Consider the following 17,837-nt stretch of genomic DNA (forward strand, 5'->3'; position numbering starts at 1 on the left):
TTATGACATTTATGTGAAAAACTTTTGAAGGAATAAAAAGGAGTAAATATTGATATAAATATATTTTTAATGATAGTAATTAAGTAAAAGAGGGGATGAAAAAAGGAATGCTCATCATGTATGAGTCATTCCTTTTTTCATAGATTAACTTGCCTGTTTTTTATTATTTTCTTTCAATTTCTCTGCTTGTAAAAAGCGATTCGTTTCAGCAACAACAATACTACTTAATCCAATCAAACCAATCAAGTTTGGAATTGCCATAAGTCCATTTGCAATATCAGCAAATGTCCATACGATTCCTAGCTTTAAATTAGCACCAATTGCAATCATGAAAATAAAGATTGCTTTATAATATTTAACTGCACTTTCTCCGAATAAATAAGCTACACATTTTTCTCCATAATACGACCAGCCTAAAATAGTAGAGTAGGCAAATAAAATAATTGCGATACCGAGAATCATACTACCAGCAGTACCGAATACAGATTGGAATGCAAGTGTTGTAGCTTCAACACCAGTTTTACCTGATTTCCAAGCGCCTGTAGTAATTAATACTAGTCCTGTAATTGTACATACAATAAACGTATCTAGAAAAGTACCAGTCATTGAAACTAAAGCTTGCTTTGCAGGCGAATCGGTTTTTGCCGCCGCCGCCGCAATTGGTGCACTCCCTAAACCAGCTTCGTTCGCAAATACACCACGCGCCATTCCGATTTGGATAGCTGATGCAACTGTTGCCCCAATAAAACCACCAGCAGCTGCTGTACCATTAAATGCACCAGAAAAAATAAGTGAAAATGCTTCTGGAATTTGGTCGTAGTGATAGAAAATAATTATAAGACCAGCAATTATATAAAAGAAAGCTTTAATAGGAACGACATATCCCGTCACTTTCCCGATTTTTTTTACACCGCCTAAAATAACAATTGCGATTAAAAATGACATTACTATACCAGTTAAAGCAGGAGGGAAAGAGAAATTAATTCGCATTGCCTCTGCAACTGAGTTAGATTGCACCATATTACCAATACCGAAAGAAGCAGTTGTACCAAATATAGCGAATAATATAGCAAGCCATTTCTTACCTAAACCACGCTCTAAATAATACATTGGTCCACCTGAATATTCACCATTTTCATTACTAACACGGTATTTCACTGCAAGTATTGCCTCTGCATACTTTGTTGCCATACCGAATAAAGCGGTAATCCACATCCAAAATATTGCACCAGGACCACCAATTGTAACCGCTGTTGCAACACCGGCTATATTACCCATACCAATCGTTGCGGCCATAGCTGTCATGAGTGCTTGGAAGTGACTAATATCTCCAGAAGAAGAAGTATCTTCTGATTTTTTAAACGCTAGTTTGTGAGCGTATAATAGTTTACTAAACTGTAAACCTTTCAAACGCACTGTGAGAATGATACCTGTTCCAACGAGTAGCAACAAAGTTGGTAATCCCCACACGTATTGATTTAGTTGTTCTAATACTTTACTTACTGTCTCCATCTTTATTCTCCTTTTTTAGAAAAAATAAAAACCACTTCAAGTAAATGAAATGGTCTCTGGAGAAACAAGGGATAGAAAAATAAACCGATACAATCGGCTTTTTCTTTCGCTTGTCTCTGTCCTTTTACCTGAGAGATTATCCGCTAAAGTAGCGGATTTGCTCCTTCGGTGCTCGTTTTCCTCCGCGCTCTATGAAAGCGAGAGGGAGTCTCTCCAGAGATTCGTCCCCATGCAGTTCTACTTGTAACCAAGACCTGAGAGTTTCAAAGCTGGTATAACAACTTTTTGCCCCGTCGGTAGATCAATAGACCTTCTCCTGAATGGTTCATCCGAATTATAAAATTTATAAACACATTGATTGTAAATCAATAAAAATATTATAGACATACAAATTGTGAATTGCAATCATTTTTTATTTTAAAATAGTAAATAGTTTTATTTTTTTGTAAGTCCTAATTTATCTTCAACTTCATTTAAAGTAGATAAAGCGATGACAATATGTTGATCCGCAAGTCCTAAAGCTTGTTTTGTTTTTTCAATAGTTTCATTGGTTGGAGTAGAGTTATTTGCTCCGTCTATAATCAAATTTGCTGCATTTTTCATGAAATTTGATGCGGATTTAAACTGAGTTGTGAATTGAAGTAGTTGTTTTTGTATATCTATATCTGTTATGTTTTCTTCAATTTTAAGCGTGTCTATTTCGTTCATAATTGTTTCGTACTGTTTGGAAACAGCACTCATTGTAACTAATAGTTTATTTCGATCTACTGAATCTCCATTCGTGTTAATCTCTTCCCAGGCAGGTAACCAATCTTTTTCGATGATGTCATTATAATGAGTAGTCAATTCATGAATTTTAGGTTGTAATTTCGTTTTGAAAGTTTTTGTCTCCGCTGTTTCTACAGTTGCTTTTTCGTTGTTATTTTTAACATTAGTAACATAGAAAATCGTACCGAAAATGATGAAAATAGAAATAACAACTGTCCATTTAGTAAAAAGTAATTTCTGCAATATGTAACGCCTCCAAAATTTAAAAACTTATAATTATAATATATAACAATAATGTTGTTTAAAGTAGAGAAAATAGGTTAGAAATAATTTAAATTATGACTTTTCTATACACGAATAATTAAATTTAGTAAAATGATGAAAGCTATATGCGAGAAAAGAGGGTTTTTAGTGAAAATGAATAGAAGAAAACTGGTTTTAAGTATTTCAATGGCTATGTTATTAGTTGGTTTATTTGCACTCATATATGTAGACAAAGAATCTAAAATTAAAGATTTTCCAGTGCCAATGTCAGCAATCCATATTAACGATGATAATGAAGAGGACTATCAATATATAAGTGTAATGCCTATTACAAAAGCAAATGGATGGGAGAACTTAGGGGAAAACGGGCATACTGTTAGTTTTAAAAAAGGGGAAAGGAAGGTAGCAGTAGTACATTATCCGGGAGAAATTACGTATTATTTATTTGAGAAAAAGATGAATAAGGGAGATTAGCTAAAGATGTAATTCATTAAGAGTTACATCTTTTTTTATTCTGAATCATTTGAAATTAAATTCGATAGATGTTTTGATAGATGTAGTGATAAATATGATTAGTTCTATATGCCTATAAAGAGTATTAGGGTGATTATAAAAATATTATGTGAACTAATTATTGTGAGAAGAAGATAAATTATATGCTAAAGGGGGAATTAAAAATGTTACTAAAAACAATCTACTGTAAGGTGGAAGAAGAGAAAAAGAAATTGTTTTCAAATGCGCAAGAAAAATGGAGTGATATACGGCATCTAGATGGTTTTCATGGACAATTTGGTGGATGGTATGAAGATGAGGCATGTGTATTTACTTTATGGGAAGATAGAAGTACATATCAATCATTTATGAATGGTGCTCACGATACAATTTATTTAAATAGTAATCAAGAGGATACGTTTCTTTCGTGTGAAATTGAATTATTTCAAACGTTGTATGATATAACTGATACGCATTTGAAAGACGTTGTTACAGAAGGATCATTCGTAAGAGTTGCTATATGTGATGTAAAGGTGGAAAAGGAAAAGTATTTTTTACAGAAGCAAGAAACAATTTGGAATAAAGGAATGGAAAAAGCAAAAGGAATGTTAGGTGGAGTAGTTGGGAAGTCTTTAAAAAATGAAAATCGTTACATAGTGTTAACGTATTGGAAAGATGAACAGACGCATCAACATTATGTGGAAGAGATTTTCCCAGATTTATATAAATTAGCTAATATTCATGAAGATATAGAAGAGATAAAAGGAAAACAAGCTGTATGTAAGGAAGAATGGCTTGTATATTAAACGCTGAAAAAGTGTATAAATGAATGTATAATAAAGATATTTTCTTATAAACAAGTAATTAATAGAAGACGTTATATACCCTTTCATGTTAATATATTTAAGTTATAATAGGAGGCTTACCCTTTTGTATTGTACGGTAGAAGCAGTGTGAGCTTGAAATTTTTTTAGAAAAGGATGTGCCTAATTTGCGTATCAATAAATTTATTAGTGAAGCTGGAAAAGCGTCTCGACGTGGAGCGGATAAACTAATTAATGAGAGAAGAGTAATTATTAACGGTAAGGTTGCAAAAATTGGTGACCAAGTGAACCCAGGTGATGATGTACGAGTAAATGGAGAGCAGCTTCGAATTGCTCGAGATCACGTATATATCGCTTTAAATAAACCAGTAGGTATTACATGTACGAGTGAAAAATCAGTAAAAGGTAATATTATCGATTTAGTGAACCATCCTTTACGAATTAGTCACATTGGACGTCTTGATAAAGACTCAGACGGTTTAATTTTGTTAACGAATGATGGTGATATTGTTAATGAAATTTTACGTGCTGAAAACAAACATGAGAAAGAATATATCGTTTCAGTAGATAAGCCAATTACACCTGATTTCTTAGAGAAAATGGCAGCGGGTGTTAAAATTTTAGGAACAAAAACGCTTCCTTGTGAGGTTACACAGTTATCAAAATATGAGTTCCAAATTATTTTAACACAAGGGCTAAATCGTCAAATTCGCCGTATGTGTGAAGCTTTAGGTTATCAAGTATACACGTTAAAACGTACGAGAATTATGAATATTGAATTGAATAATTTACCGGTTGGGCAGTGGAGAGATTTAACAAAGAAAGAGAAAAGACGTCTATTTGCAGACTTAAATTACGAACCACAAGATTGGTAAAATTGTGAAGTGAAACCAAAAAAATTTGGTTTCACTTTTTTAATTAAATAAATAATTTTTTTAAACACTTGCAAAAATAAAATGAATAAGATATATTAAATAACAATAAATGGATGTTTTACAAAAAGCAAAGAAAAGGACACGAGTTATTTTACCCGGTTATACAGAGAAGGAAGGAAAGCTGAGAACTTCCTAACGCAGAAAAATAACTTACCACCTTAGAGCTGCACTAGGGAAATTAAGTATCTAGTGCCGTGTATGCGACGTTATCGCAAAAGAAGCCATTATGTTTTTTGTGATGGGAATCTGGGTGGAACCACGGATATAAGCATATTCGTCCCTATATTTAGGGATGAATATGCTTTTTTGCATTCAATTTCATAATAAGCGAAGAAAAGGACACGAGTTATTTTACCCGGTTATACAGAGAAGGAAGGAAAGCTGAGAACTTCCTAACGCAGAAAAATAACTTACCACCTTAGAGCTGCACTGGGGAAATTAAGTATCTAGTGCCGTATAAACGACGTTACCGTAAAAGAAGCCATTGCATTTTGTGATGGGAATCTGGGTGGAACCACGGGTAAAAGCACGCTCGTCCCTATGTTAGGGATGAGTGTGCTTTTTATTATGAAATGGAGAGATGAAAAATGAAAGAACAAATGATTGAAATTAAATTTCCAGATGGTAGCGTGAAAGAATTTGTAAATGGAGTTACTTTAGAAGAAATTGCGGGATCCATTAGCAGTAGTTTGAAAAAGAAAGCAGTCGCGGGGAAAGTGAATGATGGGTTATATGATTTACGCCGAAATATTGAAGAAAATGCGGAAGTAGAAATCATTACTATAGATTCAAATGAAGGTGTAGAAATTACAAGACACTCTGCGGCACATATTTTAGCGCAAGCTGTAAAAAGAATGTATGGTGATATAAATCTTGGGGTGGGGCCTGTTATTGAAAATGGATTTTATTATGATATGGATCTTCCAAGTAGTGTAAACGTAGAAGATTTACGAAAAATCGAAAAAGAAATGAAAAAGATTATAAATGAAAATATAAAGATAGAACGAGTTGAGGTTTCTCGAGAAGAAGCAGCAAAACTGTTTCAAGAAATGAACGATCGCTTGAAATTAGAACTTTTAGAAGCAATTCCTAGTGGGGAAAGTGTAACACTATATAAACAAGGTGAATTTGTAGATTTATGTAGAGGGCCACATTTACCATTTACAGGTTATTTGAAAGCATTTCAATTAACTCACGTTTCCGGTGCATATTGGCGAGGTGATAGTAATAACCAAGTGCTTCAGCGCATATATGGTGTTGCATTCTCTTCTCAAAAAGAATTAGAAGAGTATTTACATTTCGTTGAAGAAGCAGCAAAAAGAAATCATCGTAAGTTAGGCAGTGAGCTTGAGTTATTTATGTTTTCTGAAGAGGCTCCGGGAATGCCGTTTTATTTACCGAAAGGACAAATGATTCGTAACGAATTGGAAGCATTTTTAAGAGAAATTCAAAAAGAGTACAATTATCAAGAAGTACGCACTCCGTTCATGATGAACCAAGAAGTATGGGAGAGATCAGGGCACTGGGGACATTATAAAGATAATATGTATTTCTCTGAAGTAGATAATAAAAGTTTTGCATTAAAACCGATGAACTGCCCAGGGCACATGCTTATGTTTAAAAATAAATTGCATTCTTATCGTGAATTACCGATTCGTATGTGTGAATTTGGTCAAGTACATCGCCATGAATTTAGTGGTGCCTTAAACGGATTATTAAGAGTACGTACTTTCTGCCAAGATGATGCACATTTATTTGTAACTCCAAAACAAATTGAAGATGAAATTAAATCAGTAATGGCGCAAATTGATTACGTATATAAAACTTTTGGATTCGAATATGAAGTAGAGCTTTCTACTCGTCCAGAAGACTCAATGGGTGATGATAAATTATGGGAGCAAGCAGAAGCAGCATTAGAAAATGTATTACAATCGCTAAATTATAAATATAGACTAAATGAAGGTGACGGTGCATTTTACGGGCCGAAAATTGATTTTCATATTAAAGATGCTTTAAATAGAAGTCACCAGTGCGGAACAATCCAGCTTGATTTCCAAATGCCAGAGAAATTTGATTTAAATTATATAGATGAAAATAATGAAAAGAAAAGACCAGTTGTTATTCACAGGGCAGTTTTAGGGTCATTAGATCGCTTCTTAGCAATATTAATTGAGCACTTTGGAGGTGCGTTCCCGGCATGGGTGGCACCAGTTCAAGTGAAAGTAATTCCAGTTTCAAATGCAGTACATGAACAATATGCCAATGAGATTGCACTTAAATTAGCACAAGCTGGAGTTCGTGTTGAACAAGATGCACGAGATGAAAAATTAGGATATAAAATAAGAGAAGCACAAATGCAAAAAGTACCGTATGTTCTTGTTATTGGAGATAAGGAAATGGAAAACGGAGCTGTAAATGTACGTAAATATGGGGAAGAGAAGTCAGAAGTTATTGCACTAGATGTATTTGTGGCAACTATTGAAGAAGAAATAAAGAATAGAAAATATTGATTGTAAAGAAAACACACTATTAGAAATTAGTGTGTTTTCTTTTTTATCTTACAAAAATGTAAGGTAAATGTAAGCGAAATCGAGGGAACGAGTTGTAGAAAAATGAGAATATGAAGTAGGAAATAGGTTCATGTTACAGGTGTAACTCTTATTGAATGAATAATTAAAAAAATCTTAAGGATTTACATGACAAAATAATAAGAAATATGTGAGAAATTAATTTTATACAAAAGGGATGGAGTGAAAGAGATGTCAACAAATGTAGTTACTGTAGAAAGTGTAGAAAAAACGTATGGAAAAAGAAATGAGAATCAGTCAAAAGCATTAAGGGGTGTATCGTTAAGTATTAAAGAAGGAGAATTTGTCGGGATTATGGGTCCTTCTGGGTCTGGAAAAACGACTTTACTTAATGTGATAAGTACACTTGACCAAGCGACAGGTGGTAGTGTGACGATAGCTGGTACAAATATTACTTCTATGAAGGGCAATGCGTTATCTGATTTTCGCTCTCAAAAATTAGGTTTCATTTTTCAAGATTTTAATCTACTAGAAAACTTATCAATTTATGAAAATATAGCTTTACCACTTTCTCTGCAAGGCGTACCATCAAGTGAGATTACTGGAAAGGTAAATGACGTTGCGAAGAAATTAGGAATTACTGAAATTTTAACAAAATATCCAACTGCTGTTTCTGGTGGACAAAAGCAAAGAACAGCGGCGGCAAGAGCTTTAGTACATAATCCAGCAATTGTATTAGCAGATGAACCGACAGGTGCGCTTGATAGTAAAAACGCAAAAAGTTTATTAGAAGCAATGCAAGATTTACATGAAAATCACAATGTAAGTATTTTGATGGTTACACATGATGCATTTAGTGCAAGTTATTGTGAGCGTATTTTATTTATTCAAGATGGTCTTCTTTATAAAGAATTAAATCGTCAAGGCACTAGAGAGAATTTCTATCAAGACATTTTAGGTGTGCTCGCTCATATGGGCTCAGCTGCTGAGTCTAAGTAGGGGGCGAAACTATGTTATTTAAATTATCACGTCATAGTATGAAAAAAATGTTAAAAGATTATATGGTTTTACTTATTGGCCTCGTTATTAGTATTAGTATTTTCTATATGTTCCAAACGATGGCGATGAATAGCGAATTTACGAAAGATAATAGCCTAATTAGTAGTATTAGACTCGTCTTTTGGGTAAGTGCAATACTATTATCTTTCATTACTGTATTTTATATTATATATGCCAACTCTTTCTTACTCACGTTAAGAAGAAAAGAACTCGGTATGTACATGATGCTTGGTGCAAAAAAGAAAAAAGTAGCACAGTTATTATTTATTGAAACATTCGGTATGGGTATTGTCAGTATTATTATCGGTATTTTAGTAAGGATGTTACTTGCAAGTGTAGCAGGAAACTTTTTAATGAATGGAATGGAAATTTCAGCAAAAGGTAGTTATGCATCTGTATACACACCAGCAATTTTAGTTACAGCTATTTTCTTCTTAATACTATTTTTCATTACTGGCTTAATGAACAGTGTCCGATTGTTACGTAAAACTGAACTAGAGTTAATTCGTGAAGATGAAACACTAGATGAAGTGAAGAAAAGTAAAACTCGCATTATTATAATGACAGTACTTGGTGTATTACTAGTAAGTATAGGGTACTATTTTATGATCAATGTAAAAATATATGCTGAATTAGGTTTTATTATAGCAACCATCGTTACAACACTTGGAACATATTTTATCTTTAGTTCATTACTCCCATTTTTTGTGATGAAAATTAAGGGGAATAAAAAACGAAATGAAACTGGTCTAAATAGTTTTACATATGCACAGCTACGCTTTCGAGTAAATAGTTTATCGAGAGTATTAGGTACTGTAGCGATGTTAATTGCATTAGGCGCAGGTGCGATGACGGCAGGTATGGCTTTCCAAAAAAATGTAGGTATTATGACAGACTTTTCTCGTGTATATGATGTTGTAATTCATGATCCGAATGATCAAGACAAAGCTGCCTTAAAAGAAATGGAAATTGTTGAAGAAAGCAAGTACAAATATAAAGTAGATGGAGAAGCCGTTTATTATTTACGTAACGACTTAACTGCGAAACCACCACTTGTTTCAGACCATTTTGATACAAAAACGTTAAAAGAGCCTGTTCGTAAACGTGTGACTGAACCTTTAACAGAACCTGTATATTCAGCTTTAGAGGCTCCTGAATTAGCAAAATTCCCTCGTATGCCAAAGGATTGGGAAGACGCAGTTGTAAGAGAGATACAAATTACGCATAATCAATTTAACGGAAAACCAGTAAGAATTGCAGACGAAGAGCATTATAAAGGAATTCAAGGAACAGAACACACTGTAACATTAGCAAAAGTAGATGATATGAAAAAATATAAACCGTTATTGATCGAAATAGACAAGAGACAAAAAGCACAAATTGAAAAAGCAACAGGTGAAAAGGTAGACTTATTTACGAAAATGACAATTTATCAGTTTATGAACAGCTTCATGAGCGGAACAATGTTTATGGGATTTTTCCTCGGAATTGCCTTTTTAGCAATGATGGCAAGTTCCCTTATGTTCAAGATATTAACAGGTGCTTCTCGCGACATACGCCGTTATGAAATGTTACGAAAAATTGGTGTGAGACGCAGTATGCTAACGAAAAGTATATATAAAGAAATTTCATATTTATTTATCTTCCCAGCAATCATTGGCATTTCTCACGTTTTAGTAGGGCTTAACTTATTCAGCTTTATATTAGTTGACCCGTTTGTAAAAGTGTGGGTGCCAATTGGGATATTCTTAGTCATTTATTTCATCTATTACTGGATAACTGTTCAACTTTATAAAGGTATGGTAATGCCGAAAGAAGAGGTAGCTAAATAGTTTATGAAAAGAGTCCTTGTGTTGAGAATAAGGGCTCTTTTTTTATGTTTTTTATTAAGAAGGAAAAGATTGGATAATGGTCGAAAAATATAATTTAACTTCCAATAAATGACTAAAACAATACTATTTTGTCGAGAGAAAGGATACGAAGTATGAAAGAAATGCTATAGTTATTTCGCAACAAAGTGTATGCACGTTTTTTTCTAGCAAATATTTTAGAGCGACTCGGTTCTATGATTGCTGGAATTTCTTTAATGTTTTATTTGCTAGATCAATACGGAAAACAACCAGTTTACGCAACGATGACACAAATTATGATTGCATTACCTGCATTAATCTTTTTTCTATTAGTAGGGACAGTAGTGAATCGTTTTGATAGACAACGTATATGTACAGTAAGTAACATATGTTGTTCGCTCTGTAATATTGGAATCCTAATTTCGCTTTATTACGGGATGATTATACTTGTCTTTATATTTTTATTTTTGGAAAATGCATGTATACAATTTTTCTCTCCATCAGAACAATCGATGATACAGGGAGTAGTTGAATCAGACCAATACGGTGCAGCAGCGGGTATTAATCAAATGGTAAATAGTTTGTATGCTTTGTTTGGTGTAGGAATTGCAACGATGGTGTACTGGACTTTTGGAATTTATGGGAGCATTTTAGTAAATACACTTACTTTTATTACGAGTGGTATTTTGATTCAAACGATCTCCATTCCAGAAAAAGTTCGTGTACCAAATGGTAGAACAAAATGGAAAGAAGTTAATTTGAAGATGTTAATAACAGAGTTTAAAGAAGGGATTAGGTATATATACCAAAATGAAACTTTAAAAAAATTACTTTTGGGATTTATCGTGTTTGGTTGATTATTTTTTGTTACGTGTTTATTCCAAGCTATTTTACTAAGTGGGAAAAAGCGAATTCAAGGTATGGTTGAAGAGGTTTGTTTTTTTCTGAATATTCTTTTTTAAAGGGGTAATAGTTATGTTGATGCGAACTGCTAAGTGGTGTGGGATTACTTGTTTACAATTATTCGCTGCAATTCTATGTATAATCTGTTTAGGTGCGCTCCCTCGATTATTTAAGGGATTACAAATTGATTTAATTGGTTTTTGGAACACGATTGTGTTTATTGGAGGAAAGTTACTCCAACCTTGGGAAATTACATATGGATTTCGAGATTCGAGGAAATTATTTCCGCAAATATGGATTCATTATTTAGAGACAATGTTTGTATTTATTTCGGCATTTTTACTGTCATTACTTATTGCGTATGTTCTCGTTGTGTGGGTATTACAACGGTCTCAATCAAAGCAACGAATGTGGAATGGGATTTTTGTTGTACTTGAAAGCATCCCAGATATTTTAATAATTTTATTATCGCAACTTCTAGTCGTAATAATCTTTCAAAAGACAGGCTTTATGCCAGTAAAACTAGCGGGGATTGGGGAGGAAAGGGCTCGCCTATTGCCAATAATATGTCTAACTTTGCCTACAACACTATTATTTATTAAGCTACTACTATTACGTTTCAGAGAAGAATTAGAGAAAGATTATAGTATATTTGCTAAAAGTAAAGGACTTAGTTTACGACATATGTTAACAAATCATATTTCAAGAAATGTTTTGTTAACAACAATCTATTATGCAAAAACAAATATTTTATTTATGTTATCAAATTTATATATTATTGAATGGATATTTAATACGTACGGTATGTTTGTTTTTGTAAAAGAAAATTCGAAATTAGAAATATTTACAGTAAGTTTAATTATATTATACGTACCGCTTTTTATACTATTTCGTTTATTACATACGTTTTTACAAAATGTAATAAAGGAGCGTGTTTAGCATGTGGCAAGTTGTAAAAAGAGATGTGAGATTTTGGTTTGGTGTTACTTTTTTAAGCGTACTTATGATTGTTAGTATTGGAAATACTTTATTTTTCGATGGGAATATCCGTGAACTTACGATGATGTATAACGAAAAAGGAGAACTAGAGGCTGCTCCATTTTCACCGTCGAATAAATTTTGGTTCGGTAGTGATGAGAAAGGACGCGATCTTTTCCAGCTAATAATAGAAGGAGCGAAATGGACAGTTGGTGCGAGCGTAATTATAGCGATTCTACGAGTTATAGTTGGAGGAGGTATTGGTTTGCTTCTTGGTATGTATAGCAAACGTTCTTTTCCAGTTATAGCATCTTTTTTTGATCCGTTCAGCATTGTACCTATGGTTATGATTTCTTTTTTTGTGTTAAAGGAAGTTTTAGTGTTTGAAAATGGGACAGTACCAGAGCCGTTTCATTTAAGGGTAATATTTCAAATGGTTATCCTTACATGTTTAGCGGTACCAACAATTATGTTATATACAGCGCAGGAAGTCCGTCGGATAAAAAGAGAAGAATTTATGATGGCAGCAACTGTGCTTGGGGGCAGTAAATGGCATAGAGTGAAAAATCACGTATGGCCACACGTATTACCATCATTTTTTTTACTTGTTGCTCAACAATTTGTGAGTACTTTATTACTTCTCTTGCATCTTGGCTTGTTAGAGTTATTTTTTGGCGGAACAATTATCTTTGGTACAGAGGCAGATAGTGTAACAAAAGAATGGACCGGCCTAATTGGTCAAAACTTCCGTCATTTAACTACTCATACATGGATTGTACTTATACCGATTGCTTTTTATAGTATGACAATTTTAGCTGGAAATCTAATTAGTAATAGCATGCAAGATGCGATTAAGTTAGGAAATGTGAGAAAGCTAGAGAGGGAAAGTAAAGAATTACAAGTAGAGAAACAAGTACAACTAACTATGGATGACTTTTCTTTTTATAGAGAGATACAAAAATAAAAAAGATAGCTGAAGACAAATTGTTTTCAGCTATCTTTTTTCGCTTAAAGTGGTGGTAAATCAATCTTACCTTCTTCAAATAATTCTTTTATCATATGTTTCGTATAACCAGCGGCTTGACCAAATGTGATTTTTGCTGGCATTGGTGCTTCGTTAGCATCTACAACTACATCAATAATACATGGTTTATTTTGTTTTACTGCATTTTGGAAAGCGGGAAGTAGTTCATCTAAATTCTCAACACGGTATCCAATACCTCCACACGCCTCTGCATATTTTGCAAAATCAGGGTTCGTTAAGTCTGTTTCGAATTCGATATTACCCATAACTTCTTGCTCGAATTTAATCATCGCAATTTTATTATTGTTTAATACGACGACAACGATTGGTAATTTATATTTTACAGCTGTTACGAAGTCATTCATCGTCATTCCAAATCCGCCATCACCACAAACTGCAAATACTTGTTTATCCGGGAATGCAATTTTTCCAGCAAGAGCACCAGGTAAACCGCAACCAAGTGTTGCGAGCCAGCTAGAAATGACAAATTGCTGGTTTGTCATACGGAAGTGTCTTGCGGTCCATACTGTTACATTTCCGACATCGACTGATAGAATTGCGTCATCATGTGCTACTTGCTGCAGAGCATGCATAACGCGTTGTGGTTTAATTGGAATGGAAGAGTCTTCTTCTTGATCGTGTAATTTTTCTTCCCACTTTTTCATCATTTCTTGGTGATGTTCTAAGAAGGAATGGTCTGTGTGTTCTTCAACATTTTCAATTAACCATCGTAATGTTTTATCAGCATCACCAGCTAAACCAATATCTGTCGCATAACGTTTCCCGATTTGGGCAGGATCTGTATCGATATGAATTGTTTTTGCTTTTTCAGGTAAGAAGCCGGTGAACGGATAAGAAGTACCGACCATAATTAAAGTATCTGCATGCTTCATTGCTTCATAAGAAGGTTTCGTGCCAATCAATCCTAATCCACCAATACAAAGAGGGTGTTCATCAGGAATAATTCCTTTAGCTGGCAATGTAAGTACGATTGGAGCACCAATATGTTCTGCCAATGCAAGTAAAGATTCTCTCGCATGTTTCGTACCTTTTCCAGCTAAAATAACAGGCTTTTTCGCTTCAGTAATTGCGAGTTTTGCAGCATCTAAATCTTCTTCTTGAGGAAATAAATCAGGTAATGTAAAGGAAGTATTTGTAACTCGAGCACCACTTTTTACTTCGAATTTCGGAACATCATCAGGAATTGTAAGAACAGAGACCCCTTTTTTCGTATAAGCCATTCGAATCGCTTGATTCACGACAGCAGGTAGCTGTTCTGCTGACATAATACGCTGGTTATAAACCGCAACATCATCAAACATTCTTTCTAAATTTACTTCTTGGAAAAAGTCCGTTCCAAGTAAATCGGTTTCTACTTGACCTGAAATTGCTAGAACAGGGGCTTTATCGAGTTTCGCATCATATAAACCATTTAATAAATGAATAGCACCAGGTCCTGCAATTGCCATACAAACGCCAAGTTTTCCTGTTAATTTTGCATAGGCAGCCGCTGCTAATGCACCAGCTTCTTCATGGCGAACTTGAATGAATTTAATTTTATCTTGTTTTTTTCTTAAAGCTTCAATGATAGAATTGATGGAATCTCCAGGCATACCGTATATGTGTTCTACTCCCCAGTCAATTAATAAATCAACTAATGCTTCACTGGCTGTTTTCCCAAACATAAGTGTTCCTCCTTATAATAGGTAGATAACATTATGTTTTGGATAAAAAGGAAAAATATACAAATAAGAAAATTTATCTGGTTATTTGTAATCTAAGAATCAGTGTGGGAGGAACAAAAGTTTTACTTTAGCAACTTTAATGATGACCAGCGAATAAAGTGAACACTGTTATTAGTAAAAAACCACTAGTCGCCCACATTAGAAATGTAAGGAAAGAGAGCTGTTTCTTAGCTTTCCAAAGCATTTCATGAATTGTGACATATCCAAGTGAACCAATAGCACTTCCCATAATGAGCCCTTGCAGGTCAACAGCTTTTCCTTCCATCAAAATGCCAAAAACTGTGCCAGTACCGAGAATAAGCGAAAGTAATAAAGTCGTTAATAAAAAGGAAATATATTTATGTTTTGTAAAAAGAAATGGAATAATTAAAGCTAATCCTTCTGGAATATGGTGAACGACAATTGCTATTAAAAAGGGAATGGCAGAGTCATTATGATTTATAAAAGCTGTACCTAACGCAAATCCACTAGGTATATTATGAATAAATATAGCGAAAGAGAGAAAAAGGAAGGTTTGCCATGCTTGTTGATCTTTTTTATGTATCATTGGATGGTGACAATAGTTATCTAATAAGCTCATAACTAAAATACCGATGGCTATACCAAGTATAGGCCCAATCATTTCGTAGCTTGAAAATGTTTCAGGAATAATTTCAAGGGATAAAAGCCCAAGTAAAATTCCGCCACATAATGCGTATAAACGATGCATCTTTTCTTCAATGAGTTGGCGTGTTGCTACTCCAACAGCACCGCCTAATAGTAATCCACCAAATGAAAAAAACGTAACAATCATTGGAATCCATAATCGTTCCATAGTATCACACTCCGATTCTTCCACTTATTTTTAGCTTACGAAAAGGAAAGTTAGAATAGTCCAAGTAATTGTGTTTGAGTATAGAGAAAAAAGTAGTGATTCGTTATAATCTATATATTAAACTTAAGTGAGGAAATGAAAAGGGGAATTGGTTATGCAACAAATTAAAAAAATAGGAAACTCATTTTGGTATATGACACCTGTTTCTGAAACAGATAGACCTATCTTAGGAATGGTCGTTGGACAAGAAAAAACGTTAATGATTGATGCAGGGAATTCAGAAGAACATGCACAATTATTTTTAGAAATGTTAAAAGAACAAAATGTATCGAATCCAGATTTCGTAGCACTAACCCATTGGCATTGGGATCATATTTTTGGATTGCCTGTACTACAAGATGCATTGTCTATTGCACATTCTGAAACGAAAAAAGAGATGCGTACACTTGTTTCTTATGAATGGACAGATGAAGCTTTGGACGCACGCGTAAAAGAGGGTACTGAAATTGCATTTTGTGCGGATTGCATAAAAAAAGAGTTTGAAGAAAAAGCGAGAAATATTAACATTATTCCTCCGACCTTAACGTTCCAGAATCAAATGGAATTAGATCTTGGTGAAGTGACATGCGTGTTAAAACATGTGGGCGGAGATCATGCACATGATTCAGTTGTTATTTACGTGAAAGAAGAAAAGATATTATTTTTAGGAGACTGTATATATGCAGATATTTTTTCTTCGAAGTGGAACTATACGACGAAAAGAACGTTTGCATTAATAGATGAATTAGAAAAATTTGATGCTGAGACATATATTCTTTCTCATGGGGAAGCGATAAATCGAGAGGAGTTTTTACAAGAGATTCGCATGTTAAAAGCAGTAGGAACTTATACAGAAGCTCATAAGGGCGATGAAGAGAAGATAAAGGCAGCGTATAAACAAGAACTAGATAGAGAATTAAATGAAGATGAGTTAGAAACAATAACTTATTTTGTCAATGGTTATGAAATGAATAATCAATAAGACACTACATTAATCCAATATAATTAAATTGCACAAAAAGAGTATTGAAATTTAATTCAATACTCTTTTCAATAGTTAAATATGTAGTTTCAACTAAATTCTAAATATAGGGGTTCATCGTCTGAAGTGATTTTATTCTATTTATTTTTCGTATAGATAGTGGTTCAAGTAGAAGCTTTCTTTGCTAATTCAGTAATATATTCAAAGAATACATCACGTTTTACATCATAAACGACATTTACAGGTCGTCCATCAGCAGTTTCCTCTGTACGTCCTTGGCTTGGTCCGTATGTATGAACGATACTATTAATTGTTTCAGTTTTTGCAAGGTTAGTGTTTCCGACAAGCGCGGTAGTTAGTACATCCCATAAATAGTAGGTAGAGTTCGTTGAGAAGTGAACGAGAGGGGGAACCATTGCATAGCATTGACCAAGGAAATCCATACCAATATACTTTCGTTCTTTTGCCCATTGTTCACGTATGTCTATAGTTAACGGAACTTGGTTTGTACTTTCTAGTGTCACTAAGTCGATTTTAATTTTTGCATCCCATACACGAGCCACTGCTTCAGGGTCCCAAAACGAATTCCACTCAGCTGTTCCATCATGCTCTGGTTCATGTACATTGCCTGCTGTAAGAAATGTACCACCCATCCAAACGAGACGTTCAATTTTATCTTCTATGATGGGAGTTTCATATAATGCACGAGCAAGGTCAGTTAGGGGCCCGGTAAATAATAAAGTTGTTTTTCCTTCCGTTTGTAGAAGTGTTTCTATTAAATGGTGATGTGCAGGCTTTGCCACCACGGGTGTTACAACTTTTCCAGACTCATTTAAAATTGGTAGAGCATCTACATAAAATGCATGCATCCGCCAGTCTTTTGGAAACGGGTTTTGCCCGCGAGAGTTTGAAGCGGCTACTGCAATATTACCTTTGCCGAAGCGATCAATAATTTTACGACTTGCAGACATTGCGGGTTCTAAATAGCAGTCTGCTGGGATAACAGATACACCGGTAAGTTCAACGTTTTCCATTTGAAGTAATAAAAATAATGAAATTAAATCATCTACGCCGCCATCATGATTGAAGTACACTTTTTTCTTCATTGTAATCTCCATCC

The 17,837-nt window shown here is 34.1% G+C and carries 14 protein-coding genes, 1 pseudogene, 1 riboswitch and 2 other annotated features; of the genes and pseudogenes, 10 read left to right on the plus strand and 5 right to left on the minus strand.

What is annotated here, in order from left to right:
* Positions 1 to 144 precede the first annotated feature (144 nt).
* Complete coding sequence (locus BC_RS11610; protein ID WP_000451037.1) at positions 145 to 1,512, minus strand: alanine/glycine:cation symporter family protein; 1,368 nt, start codon at positions 1,510 to 1,512, stop codon at positions 145 to 147.
* Positions 1,513 to 1,618: 106 nt separating this feature from the next.
* A riboswitch (glycine riboswitch) is annotated at positions 1,619 to 1,739 on the minus strand.
* A gap of 208 nt (positions 1,740 to 1,947) precedes the next feature.
* Entirely contained in the window at positions 1,948 to 2,523 is a 576-nt protein-coding gene (locus tag BC_RS11615) for a hypothetical protein (RefSeq protein WP_001170889.1), read from the minus strand.
* 132 nt (positions 2,524 to 2,655) lie between these two features.
* Here BC_RS11615 and BC_RS11620 point away from each other — a divergent pair, with 132 nt between their 5' ends.
* From BC_RS11620 to BC_RS11660, 9 genes and pseudogenes are all read left to right on the plus strand, one after another.
* Positions 2,656 to 3,018 (plus strand): hypothetical protein, encoded by a 363-nt coding sequence (locus BC_RS11620; RefSeq protein ID WP_002197739.1) that lies wholly within the window; start codon positions 2,656 to 2,658, stop codon positions 3,016 to 3,018.
* A 203-nt stretch (positions 3,019 to 3,221) separates the two neighbouring features.
* Positions 3,222 to 3,842: a YdbC family protein gene (locus BC_RS11625; RefSeq protein WP_000925179.1), complete on the plus strand. Its 621-nt coding sequence runs from the start codon at positions 3,222 to 3,224 to the stop codon at positions 3,840 to 3,842.
* 185 nt (positions 3,843 to 4,027) lie between these two features.
* Positions 4,028 to 4,735 carry a 23S rRNA pseudouridine(2604) synthase RluF gene (gene rluF / locus BC_RS11630; protein ID WP_001222171.1) on the plus strand — a complete coding sequence of 236 codons (708 nt, stop codon included), beginning with the start codon at positions 4,028 to 4,030 and terminating at the stop codon, positions 4,733 to 4,735.
* Between the two features lie 121 nt (positions 4,736 to 4,856).
* Positions 4,857 to 5,080, plus strand: a binding site (T-box leader).
* 36 nt (positions 5,081 to 5,116) lie between these two features.
* Positions 5,117 to 5,338, plus strand: a binding site (T-box leader).
* A 44-nt stretch (positions 5,339 to 5,382) separates the two neighbouring features.
* Positions 5,383 to 7,305, plus strand: a complete 1,923-nt coding sequence (thrS, locus tag BC_RS11635; RefSeq protein ID WP_000663098.1) for a threonine--tRNA ligase — start codon at positions 5,383 to 5,385, stop codon at positions 7,303 to 7,305.
* 249 nt (positions 7,306 to 7,554) lie between these two features.
* A complete protein-coding gene (locus BC_RS11640; protein WP_000106426.1) occupies positions 7,555 to 8,322 on the plus strand; it encodes an ABC transporter ATP-binding protein in 768 nt (255 codons plus the stop codon).
* 11 nt (positions 8,323 to 8,333) lie between these two features.
* Positions 8,334 to 10,214, plus strand: a complete 1,881-nt coding sequence (locus BC_RS11645) for an FtsX-like permease family protein (RefSeq protein WP_000897905.1) — start codon at positions 8,334 to 8,336, stop codon at positions 10,212 to 10,214.
* Between the two features lie 152 nt (positions 10,215 to 10,366).
* Positions 10,367 to 11,086 (plus strand): annotated as a pseudogene (locus BC_RS11650) (MFS transporter); the annotation flags it as partial.
* Positions 11,087 to 11,207: 121 nt separating this feature from the next.
* A complete protein-coding gene (locus BC_RS11655) occupies positions 11,208 to 12,074 on the plus strand; it encodes an ABC transporter permease subunit (protein ID WP_000929105.1) in 867 nt (288 codons plus the stop codon).
* 1 nt (position 12,075) lies between these two features.
* Positions 12,076 to 13,077 (plus strand): ABC transporter permease subunit, encoded by a 1,002-nt coding sequence (locus tag BC_RS11660; RefSeq protein ID WP_000267877.1) that lies wholly within the window; start codon positions 12,076 to 12,078, stop codon positions 13,075 to 13,077.
* Positions 13,078 to 13,121: 44 nt separating this feature from the next.
* Here BC_RS11660 and BC_RS11665 read toward each other — a convergent pair whose 3' ends face one another.
* Positions 13,122 to 14,822: a pyruvate oxidase gene (locus tag BC_RS11665; RefSeq protein WP_000467257.1), complete on the minus strand. Its 1,701-nt coding sequence runs from the start codon at positions 14,820 to 14,822 to the stop codon at positions 13,122 to 13,124.
* A gap of 136 nt (positions 14,823 to 14,958) precedes the next feature.
* The gene (locus BC_RS11670; RefSeq protein ID WP_000440627.1) at positions 14,959 to 15,696 is read right to left on the minus strand and encodes a ZIP family metal transporter; all 738 of its coding nucleotides are present in this window, start codon (positions 15,694 to 15,696) and stop codon (positions 14,959 to 14,961) included.
* Between the two features lie 154 nt (positions 15,697 to 15,850).
* On the opposite strand from BC_RS11670, the gene BC_RS11675 reads away from it, so the two are divergent.
* Positions 15,851 to 16,717, plus strand: coding sequence for an MBL fold metallo-hydrolase (locus BC_RS11675; RefSeq protein ID WP_001186119.1), 867 nt, complete (start codon positions 15,851 to 15,853; stop codon positions 16,715 to 16,717).
* Between the two features lie 164 nt (positions 16,718 to 16,881).
* Here BC_RS11675 and BC_RS11680 read toward each other — a convergent pair whose 3' ends face one another.
* Positions 16,882 to 17,835 (minus strand): nucleoside hydrolase, encoded by a 954-nt coding sequence (locus BC_RS11680; RefSeq protein ID WP_002195488.1) that lies wholly within the window; start codon positions 17,833 to 17,835, stop codon positions 16,882 to 16,884.
* Positions 17,836 to 17,837 lie beyond the last annotated feature (2 nt).

Source organism: Bacillus cereus ATCC 14579, assembly GCF_000007825.1.
Lineage (GTDB): Bacteria > Bacillota > Bacilli > Bacillales > Bacillaceae_G > Bacillus_A > Bacillus_A cereus.

Coding starts and splice junctions, on each gene's coding strand:
- BC_RS11680 (WP_002195488.1), bottom strand. CDS start 17,835: ATGGAGATTACAATGAAGAAAAAAGTGTACTTCAATCATGATGGCGGC.
- BC_RS11660 (WP_000267877.1), top strand. CDS start 12,076: ATGTGGCAAGTTGTAAAAAGAGATGTGAGATTTTGGTTTGGTGTTACT.
- BC_RS11645 (WP_000897905.1), top strand. CDS start 8,334: ATGTTATTTAAATTATCACGTCATAGTATGAAAAAAATGTTAAAAGAT.
- BC_RS11670 (WP_000440627.1), bottom strand. CDS start 15,696: ATGGAACGATTATGGATTCCAATGATTGTTACGTTTTTTTCATTTGGT.
- BC_RS11620 (WP_002197739.1), top strand. CDS start 2,656: ATGATGAAAGCTATATGCGAGAAAAGAGGGTTTTTAGTGAAAATGAAT.
- thrS (WP_000663098.1), top strand. CDS start 5,383: ATGAAAGAACAAATGATTGAAATTAAATTTCCAGATGGTAGCGTGAAA.
- BC_RS11610 (WP_000451037.1), bottom strand. CDS start 1,512: ATGGAGACAGTAAGTAAAGTATTAGAACAACTAAATCAATACGTGTGG.
- BC_RS11655 (WP_000929105.1), top strand. CDS start 11,208: ATGTTGATGCGAACTGCTAAGTGGTGTGGGATTACTTGTTTACAATTA.
- BC_RS11625 (WP_000925179.1), top strand. CDS start 3,222: ATGTTACTAAAAACAATCTACTGTAAGGTGGAAGAAGAGAAAAAGAAA.
- BC_RS11675 (WP_001186119.1), top strand. CDS start 15,851: ATGCAACAAATTAAAAAAATAGGAAACTCATTTTGGTATATGACACCT.
- BC_RS11640 (WP_000106426.1), top strand. CDS start 7,555: ATGTCAACAAATGTAGTTACTGTAGAAAGTGTAGAAAAAACGTATGGA.
- BC_RS11665 (WP_000467257.1), bottom strand. CDS start 14,822: ATGTTTGGGAAAACAGCCAGTGAAGCATTAGTTGATTTATTAATTGAC.